Origin of the sequence: Acinetobacter sp. GFQ9D191M (assembly GCF_011174875.1) — a bacterium.
Classification (GTDB): domain Bacteria; phylum Pseudomonadota; class Gammaproteobacteria; order Pseudomonadales; family Moraxellaceae; genus Acinetobacter.
Window position 1 is genome coordinate 1 of record NZ_JAALGV010000034.1, and the last position, 1,736, is coordinate 1,736.

Sequence of the window (1,736 nt, forward strand, 5' to 3'; positions counted from 1 at the left end):
CTGTTAGCCGAACGCCCCGCGCATGGCGCTCAAATAGCAGGACACCAAGGTTATCCTCCAGCGCTTTCACACGCGCGCTGACGCTCGACTAGCTGATACCAAGTGCCTTGGCCGCATGCCGAAAATTCAGATGCTCGGCGACGGCGATGAACTGAACAAGGGAAATGAGCGGTATCCTGCCAGACAGGATACCGACATTCACGAGGTTTCGATGGTTAGTGCGCCGCATCGGAGCGGGCCTGCTACCAGTCGTCGGTTAGACGACTGGCGACTTCTCGGTGGCAGCCCCACGGAGCCGAAGGAGCACCAGCCCCAACGAAACCAGTACCGCCATCGCCGTGGCGTAACAGATCACGGGCCACGCTGTGTCACCGTTTAAAAGTGCCACCGCCAATGTCCCGACAATGCTGACTATCAGGCTTTGAACGCAGAAGTAGAACGCGACCGCTGATCCCGCGATGTCGTCGAACTCTGCCAAAGCGCCGTTCGCGGTAACGGACACCGTGAAGACAATACCGACCGCGACAACCCACATCGGTAGGATGAAGGTGAGGAATGACGGCGAGCCGTAAAGTTCGCCGATCCCCAACAGGACCGCTCCGCAAACAAGCAACGCCATCCCACGCGCCACGCATCCTGCGATGCCCCATCTGGCGACAAAGGACTTCGCGAAACGGGTTGTCACGATCATTACAAGCGCGACAGTGGCGAAGGCAAAGCTGAATCCGATCTCGGAATATTCCGCTTGGCCTATGAGCACACGGGGAGCCGTCGAGAAGAAGACGAAGTAGGTGCCCATACCGGCGCTAAAGCCGACAGTGTAAACCCAAAAAGCCGGACTCGCGAAGATCGGCAAGACAGATCGGCGCGTCTTGACTTGATCCAGAGGGCGGGTTTCGTGCCACCTGAAACCCGCATTTAGGAGTGCGAGCATCGCCAGTATAGCCAAAGTAATGAATATCGCCTGCCATCCCAAGAACTCGCCGATCAATACTCCGGCGATAGGGCCGAGCGCAGGCACGAACGCCAGCATCGAACTGAAAAGGCCGTAGATGACGACACCCTCAGGACGGTTGGCATAAACGTCGCGAACCGTCGCGAACGTCGCCACCAGCATGGCCGACGCGCCCACTGCTTGAAGTAGACGGAAAGCGACAAAGGCCGGTGCAGTTGAAGACCAAGCTGCTCCCAGAGACGCAATGACGAAAGCCGTTGCGCCCGCAAGTAGAATTGGCCGTCGCCCGATTCTGTCTGAGAGCGGACCAAAAATCACCTGGCCCACGCCGAGCATCACCATATAGAGGCTCAACGTGAGTTGGATCATAGCGGGCGTCGTGTTCAGGATGCCGGGCATCGCTGGAACGACAGGGAGATAAATATCCATCGCCAGTGAAGCGAGGATGTCGAAAGGAGCCATCAGCAGCAGTGCTGCCGGCAGCGTATAGGCCCACGCGGGGCGTGTGGTGGTCATGACGAATCAACCCTCGATTAAGGAATACCGGGCGACGTCTGCTCGTCAGCAATCAGATGAGACTAGCCTTACAGAGCGCCGCAACAACAATACTGGTTGTTGCGGCTTACTTGTCTGCTGACTTGGAATTTCCCATCTGATTACTCCACGCTTACGAATATGAATTGCTACATTTTATCCGATTATCTTTTGCTTCGCAATGCGGCATGGGCGCACTCAGCGTTCCAGCCCCCTCTGCCGCCCTAAATGCTTGCTCCAATGCATC

General features: G+C 57.1%; 1 protein-coding gene and 1 pseudogene. Both read right to left on the bottom strand.

Annotated elements, in window-relative coordinates; genetic code table 11:
* Positions 1 to 229: pseudogene (locus G5T77_RS06900) on the bottom strand (LysR family transcriptional regulator); the annotation flags it as partial.
* 27 nt (positions 230 to 256) lie between these two features.
* Positions 257 to 1,471, bottom strand: coding sequence for a chloramphenicol/florfenicol efflux MFS transporter FloR (gene floR / locus G5T77_RS06905; RefSeq protein WP_000214122.1), 1,215 nt, complete (start codon positions 1,469 to 1,471; stop codon positions 257 to 259).
* Positions 1,472 to 1,736 lie beyond the last annotated feature (265 nt).

What these genes read in the sequence shown, in the direction of transcription:
- floR (WP_000214122.1), bottom strand. Translation starts at nt 1,471, where the DNA reads ATGACCACCACACGCCCCGCGTGGGCCTATACGCTGCCGGCAGCACTG.